This window comes from Kamptonema sp. PCC 6506 (assembly GCF_000180455.1).
Lineage (GTDB): Bacteria > Cyanobacteriota > Cyanobacteriia > Cyanobacteriales > Microcoleaceae > Kamptonema > Kamptonema formosum.
Window position 1 is genome coordinate 24511 of the sequence record NZ_CACA01000003.1, and the last position, 7852, is coordinate 32362.

Annotated in this window: 4 protein-coding genes; all 4 read left to right on the forward strand. The window is 38.7% G+C overall.

Going from position 1 to position 7852, the window contains the following annotated elements:
- Nucleotides 1–2 precede the first annotated feature (2 nt).
- A complete protein-coding gene (locus tag OSCI_RS00430; RefSeq protein ID WP_007352857.1) occupies nucleotides 3–1565 on the forward strand; it encodes a class I adenylate-forming enzyme family protein in 1563 nt (520 codons plus the stop codon).
- A gap of 139 nt (nucleotides 1566–1704) precedes the next feature.
- The gene (locus OSCI_RS00435) at nucleotides 1705–2826 is read left to right on the forward strand and encodes a 3-oxoacyl-ACP synthase III family protein (RefSeq protein ID WP_007352858.1); all 1122 of its coding nucleotides are present in this window, start codon (nucleotides 1705–1707) and stop codon (nucleotides 2824–2826) included.
- Between the two features lie 146 nt (nucleotides 2827–2972).
- Nucleotides 2973–3728: an SDR family oxidoreductase gene (locus OSCI_RS00440; protein WP_007352859.1), complete on the forward strand. Its 756-nt coding sequence runs from the start codon at nucleotides 2973–2975 to the stop codon at nucleotides 3726–3728.
- 239 nt (nucleotides 3729–3967) lie between these two features.
- Nucleotides 3968–7852, forward strand: a 3885-nt coding sequence (locus OSCI_RS00445; protein WP_039961408.1) for an ATP-binding protein, incomplete at its 3' end; no start/stop codon positions are given.

The window sequence follows — 7852 nt, forward strand, 5'->3', positions numbered from 1 at the left end:
GGATGAATATTGCAGAGCATATCGAGAGAGGGTGTAGATTTTTTCCTGAGAAAACGGCTTTGATTTTTGAAGGTAAATCTTTTAGTTACAAGCAACTAAATCAATTGGCAAACTGTGCTGCTAATGGTTTGCAAGGATTGGGGATCAAACGGGGAGATTGCGTCGCTCTATTCCTGCCTAATATTCCTGAATTTGTCATCTCTTATCTGGGCATCTTAAAGATTGGAGCTGTCGCAGTTTCTATCAATGCGATGCTCAAAACTGATGAAGTTCGGTTTATTCTCAATGACTGTGCTGCTAAGATAGTAATTGCGACAGAATCATTGCGAATACAAGTGCCTGATGATGATTTAGCTTATCTTCAATACATTTTGATTGCTGAAGATGGAGTTATTAAGCCGCCGAGTGTGGTTGTCAATCATTCTTCTCATATTTATGGAAGTAAGCTGAGTTTAAGTTGTAAAGAAATCAGTTTGTTACAACTGATAGCTTTAGCTTCAGCAGAAGCTAAAGCTGTTGAAATGGAACCTACAGAACCCGCTGCAATTATCTATACATCGGGGACGACTGGTTTTCCTAAAGGAGCTGCGCTTTCTCATGGCAATGTGACTTCAAATATGCACTCTGTCAAGCACTGCTGCGGTATGAGGGCTGAAGATCGGTTGCTTTTGTATTTACCATTGTTCCATTGTTTCGGTCAGAATTTCATTCTAAATGCGGGATTAAATGCTTGTGCGACTATCATTTTGCAGCGCAGATTTTATCCAGCAGAAGTTTTGAAGGTAACGGTTTCAGAGCAGATTACCATGTTTTTTGGAGTCCCGACTGCCTTTGCCAAGCTGTTAGAAATGTCGCCGGATGAATGCAACTTTAACTCAGTACGCTATTATTTTAGCGCTGCTGCTAGAATGCCTTTGGAAGTTGTAGAGCAGTGGCAAGAACAGTATGGTTTGGTGATTCATGAAGGGTACGGTTTGACGGAAACTTCGCCTTTTTCTTGTTACAACCATTACTTGAAATATAAGCCTGGTTCGATTGGGATGCCAATTGATAATGTGGAAATGAAGGTGGTGGATACTGAGGGTTCAGAAGTTGATGTCGGAGAAGTTGGCGAGATTATTATTCGCGGCCCGAATGTGATGTCGAGCTATTGGAACCGTCCTGCTGAAACTGCCGAAGTTATGTCAAATGGTTGGTTTCATACTGGAGATTTGGGTCGGATGGATGAAGAGGGCTATTTCTACATTGTTGACCGCTTGAAGGACACGATCAATGTTTCGGGATTTAAGGTTTATCCGAGTGAATTGGAGCGGGTAATTTCTCAACATCCAGCGGTTGCGGAAGTGGCTATCTGTGGCGTTCCTGACAAGGTTAAAGGCGAGAGCATTTTGGCGAATATTGTCCTTAATAATGGGCAAGTTGTAGCGCCAGAGGATGTGATTTCTTTCTGCTCGAAACAGATAGCGGCTTATAAGGTTCCTCACCTTGTCCGGTTTGTTGACGCGCTTCCAAAAAATGCGACGGGTAAGGTTTTGAGGCGAGTTTTGCGCGAGGCGCATAATTAAGCTCCTATCCTAGTCAGGTTTCCAACTCTTTAGGGTGTCTTACCTTGAGTTATGCTCTGCGAATTTTTAACCTATCGCGGTTAGACACCCTACTCTTAATTGCACAAAAGTTTACAATTTCAAAACGAGTTACATTGTCATGTCTCAATCAGTAGGTATTCGATCAATAGCTGTTAGCTTTCCAAAAGAAGTTATTGGAAATAATTACTTTTTAGAAAACTATCCAGAACTCTTCGATACAACAAAACAAGCAAGTTTTTCCAAGGCTTTTACACCTGTAGAAGGTGCTGAAACGAATGCCTGGACAAAGACGATGCTCCCATACGTATCCGATCCTTTTCGAGGTAGTATTGAGCGCCGGATTATTAGTGGTGATGAGACTTCATTAACTCTTGAACATAATGCAGCTTTACAAGCTATTGAATTAGCAAATCTGACTGTTTGGGATGTTGATTTAATGATTGTTTCCTCAATGTTTCCACATCATATTATTCCAGGAAATGCAGCTTATCTAGCAAAGCAATTAAACCTAGAATGTCCGGCTTTCAATCTCGGTTCAAGCTGTGCTGGTTCACTTTTTGCTCTTGAAGATGCTTGCTTGCGAGTTGCATCTGGACGATACAAAAATATTTTGGTCGTAGTTTCATGCACATACTCTCGATTCTGTAAGGGAGAAGCTTTTTCTATCTTCTCCGGTGATGGAGCAGGTGCTTTTTTGGTTGGTAAACTTGAAGCAAATCAAGGACTTATTGGGTCAGAAATTATCAACACTAAAGAATCGTGTGGGGCTGTTTCCGCAGACCTCACAACTGACGTTCAAGGTCAACCAGTATTCATGGTTCGGGCAAACAAAGAAGCTGGTAAAAAAATGCCAGAATTATTCACGAAATACTTTCGTAAGTGCTGTACTGGTGCTTTAGAAAATGCTGACGTGACTTTGAAGGAAATCGATTTCTTTATTTTTTATGCTGCGACAGCATGGTACGTTGATTTCTGCGTAGAAGAGTTAGGTATTGATCCTGCGAAAACAATCAATATTTACCCTCACTATACTAATATTTCTACAGCTTCGGTTGTAGTTGCTTTGCATCATGCAGCAAAGCTAGGAAAAATTAACGAGGGTGATTTGGTTCTTGTTTACGCTCATGGTTTTGTGGGTAATGCTGCTGCAATGGTTATCCGCTGGGGGAAAGTTGCATTAGGCCCCATGCCAACTCCATCGCCAAGCTTCATCAATGTTCCGGCAGCAGTAATGGTTTGATCGCGTCCTAATGTAAAGAATTTACCATTTGAATAAGTAATGTTTTGTGGTAATTCTTTGCTTGTCGGGGGAGTAATCAATAAAAAAAAATATTTTTACTCTCGACACATCCAGATTTTAACTCATCAAAAATAAGGAGTTTAATGATGTTCTACTCAAGAGAATTCGATGGAAAAGTTGCGCTTGTTACTGGAGGTTCATCAGGTATTGGCAAAGCAATAGCATTCGCATTTGCTAGCGCTGGAGCAAATATAGTAATTGCTGGTCGCCGAGTTGCGGAAGGGGAACAAACAGTCCATGAAATTTGTGAAAGAGGAGGGGAGGCTATTTTTGTGAAAACTGATGTTTCTCAGGAGGCTGATGTAAAAGCATTGGTTGACAAAACTGTGGAAGTTTATGGTCGTTTAGACTACGCCTGTAACAATGCTGGCGTAATTGTAGGAGGTTCGATTACAACTCTTTTAGAATCAGATTGGGATCGCATAACTAATGTAAACCTTAAAGGAACTTGGCTTTGTCTCAAATATGAGATCCCTGCTATGCTCCAACAAGGCGGTGCTATCGTGAATATAGCATCTATAGCTGGAATTACTGGCTTGGTTGGTTTTTCTATCTATTCAGCTAGCAAAGGCGGGATTATTGCTTTAACCCAAACCGCAGCGATGGAGTATGCTAAGTCTGGCATCCGCATCAATGCTGTTAGTCCAGGAGCCATCCAGACTGAGGCTCTAAATATGAATATCCCCATAGACCAACTTGCTTATATAGAAGCACAGCATCCTGTGGGACGTATCGGTCAGCCAGAGGAGGTTGCTAATGCTGTTACGTGGCTATGTTCGGAAAAAGCTTCGTTTGTTACAGGGCATAACATGGTGATTGACGGCGGATACACCGCGCAGTAGGGAAAATGCCCCAAAAACCGAGAGCGATTGTTAACAGTCGCTCTTGTCTTTGTATACATTTTTCTTAACAAATCTATGCTATCTAGCACTATACTTTCATATTCCTACCTCAATTATCTGAAAATGCTGTATTCTATATCACATAATTTTTGTATAAATTTGTGCTACTTTTATTGGTTATATGGGTGCTGTTTTTACTTTCGACAGTCTGATTATCAAAAAATTGCACATCTAAAATTATGCTAAAACTCAACGGCTACCAACTTTTTCAACCCATTTACGAAGGCTTCAAAACCGTTATTTATCAAGCCGAACGATCCTCAGATAATACTCCCGTAATTATCAAAACTCTCAGAGCAGATTATCCCACCCTAGAAGAAATCGCCCGCCTCCGACATGAATACAATATCCTTCAAAGTTTAAAGATAGAAAAAATTATTAAACCGATTGAAATAACGAACTACCAACATAGTTTAGTTTTGGTTTTAGAATACTTTGACTCTCAGTCATTAAAAAAATTTGTCAATGCAGAAAACCTTGAATTAAAACAATTCCTAAATATTGCTATTCAGATAGCAGAAATTTTAGCCCAACTGCACCAGAATCACGTAATTCATAAAGATATTAAACCGCAAAACATTATTATAAATCCCCAAACCAAGCAAATAAAAATTATAGACTTCAGCATTGCTACCAGCTTGGAAAGAGAAACCCAAAGCCCCATGAATCCCAATTGCATTGAAGGCACTCTTGCTTATATGTCCCCAGAACAAACTGGGAGAATGAACCGCACCCTTGACTATCGCACTGACTTTTATTCCTTGGGTGTCACATTCTACGAGATGTTGACGGGTCAATTGCCTTTCAATTCACTAGATCCAATGGAATTGATACATTGCCACATTGCAAAAAACCCCATTCCACTCCACCAACGCAATCCAGAATTACCAATAACCATAGCGAATATTGTCACAAAATTGTTGGCTAAAAATGCTGAAGATAGATATCAAAGTGCTTTGGGATTAAAAGCTGATTTAGAAGAATGCTTGACGCAACTGCAAACAACAGGAAAAATTGAAGACTTTATTCCGGGTAAAGTGGATAAAACTGGACAATTCCTGATTCCGCAAAAACTATACGGACGGGAAGCGGAAGTGGAAACTCTCTTACAAGCCTTTGAGCGGGTCAGCTTAGGGCAAAGCGAAATGATGCTAGTTTCTGGTTATTCTGGCATTGGCAAAACTTGCGTAATTCAGGAAATTCACAAACAAATTGTTCGGCAAAGGGGATATTTTATTAGCGGTAAGTTCGATCAATTTAAGCGAGATATTCCCTATGCCGCTATTACTCAGGCTTTGCAAGAACTTATTCGGCAGCTATTGACACAAAATTATGACGAAATTGCTGTTTGGAAAGAGAAACTGCTTGTAGCTTTAGGCGAAAATGGGCAAATTATTATTGACGTTATTCCAGAAGTGGAACTAATTCTCGGCAAACAGCCTGAAGTTTCTCAATTAGGGTCTACAGAAACCCAAAACCGTTTCAATCGTATATTTCAGCAATTCATTTACGTTTTTGCTCAACCCTCGCATCCCCTAGTCTTGTTTCTTGATGACTTACAATGGGCAGATTTAGCTTCTCTAAATGTAATCGAACAGTTAATGACGGACTCGGATAATCATTACCTGTTAATGATTGGTGCCTATCGAGATAATGAAGTGAGTCCAGTTCACCCGACTATTCAAACTTTAGAAAAAATTGAGAAAGCTGGTTCTCCTGTGAATAATGTTGTGTTGCAACCCTTAGATATTATTCATGTCAGTCAGTTAGTAGGCGATACCTTGAGCGAGGTTGCTATAAACGGCAACCGCATTTTCGAGCTATCTGAATTATTATATAATAAAACTCAAGGAAATCCATTTTTTTTAACGCAGCTATTTAAAACTTTAGCCTCTGAAAAATCATTAAGTTTTAATTTTGAATTAAATCAGTGGCAGTGGAGCATTGAGAAGATTCAAAGCTTAGGAATTACCGACTTCAATGTAGTCGAACTGGTAGCTAGGAATATTCGTAAATTGCCAGATAATACCCAGCAAGTTCTGAGATTAGCAGCTTGTATTGGTAGCCGATTTAATTTGGATGTTTTGGCGATTGTCAATGAGAAATCTTCTCACGATACCGCAGAGGATTTGTGGACGGCTTTGCAAACCGGATTAATTTTACCGTTAAATCAGGATTATAAAATAGCTTTATTGTTTCAACCAGATGATAAGAACGAGTTGTTGTTTGATAAATCGAGAGTGGGTTATAAGTTCTTACACGACAGAGTACAACAAGCAGCTTACTCTTTAATTCCAGAAGCAGGCAGAAAACCAACTCACCTGAAAATCGGTCAATTGGTGTGGAAAAATACGCCGAGCGAAAATCTTGAAGAAAATATTTTCGATATTGTCAATCAAGTAAATATCGGACGAGAGTTTATCGTATCTGAATTGGAAAAAAAAGAGCTAGCTAATTTTAATTTAAAAGCCGGAAAGAAAGCAAAAACTGCGACCGCTTATAAAGCAGCTATTGGGTATTTGAATGTGGCTTTAGAGCTTCTGCCAGAATCAGGCTGGCAAAGTCACTATGAATTAACAAAAAATATTCATTTGGAAGCGTTAGAGTTAGAATATCTAAATACTAATTTTGAGCGGGCGGAAAAACTGTCTGAAATTGTGTTTTTACAAATTCACAGTCTTTTAGATAAAGTCAAAGCTTATGAATTTAAAATTAGCTTTTATTATTCTCAAAATCAACCGCAAAAGGCTCTTGATATAGCTTTAAAAATATTAAAAATGTTAAAAATTGATTTGCCTAATCAGCCGAACAAATTAAATATTATGTTTAATTATATTTTGATAAAATTCAAGCTAGAGCGCTATTCACTAGAAGATTTAATCGATCTTCCTTTAATGACTGATCCCTATCAACTTGCGGCTGTGAGAATATTAATTAATGTTCTGCCAGCTACTTTTAGCGTCAATCCTCTCCTTTTTCCTCTCATGGTATTCAAAATGATGGATATTGCTTTAAAGTATGGCAATTCATCTCTATCTGCTTACATATTTGGAGCTTATAGCATTATTTTATGTTCGGCTATAGGAGACATAGAGTCGGGGTATCGATTTGGTAAATTATCTTTAATAATATTAGATAAATTTAACGCCAAAGAACTCAAAGCCAAAGTTTACATGATGTTTAATATTTTTGTTATAATTTGGAAAGAAAAAATTATAAATGTTCGTCAATCTTTAGAAGAGGGATTCCAAGCCGGTTTGTTAAATGGAGACATTCATTACGCTTGCCAATGTGCTACTAACTATTGCACATATAGTATTTTTACGGAAGTTAATTTAGATAATTTATCTCGAAAGCAAGCAGAATACATTGACTTAATAGTAAAGTTAAAAGAAGAGTTTCTTGGTGTTATCATAAATTTATGGCATCAGTTTACGCTCAATCTTTTAAGAAAAGCTAGTGATAATAAATTGCTAATAAGCGACAGTTTTAATGAAGAAACAACTCTGGCAGTATTTATTGCAACCAATAATCCTACGGGGATAATGCACATTTATATAGCCAAAGTGATTGTATTATATTTATTTAAAGATTTTCTCTTATCGGTGAGAGCAGGTCAATCAGCAGAGAATTACCAACAAAGTTTAAGTGGTTCATTGTTTTTTGTTCAGTACAAATTTTACTACTCTCTAGCCATCCTCGCCCACTACCCAGCCACCACCAAAACCGAACAAAAACAATACCTGAAACAAGTAGCCACCCATCAAAAACAAATGAAAACCTGGGCAAGTCACGCCCCCATGAACTTCCAACACAAATACGAACTCGTAGAAGCAGAAAAAGCGCGAGTATTAGGACAAAATGAGATAGCAATAACCTACTACGAACGAGCCATAAACGGAGCCAAAGAACAAGGATTTATCCAAGAAGAAGCCCTCGCCAACGAACGTGCAGCCGAATTTTACCTCGCCCTCGGTAGAGAAAAAGTCGCCAAAACCTACATGACCGAAGCCTATTACTGCTACATTCGCTGGGGAGCTATCGCCAAAGTCAGAGACTTAGAA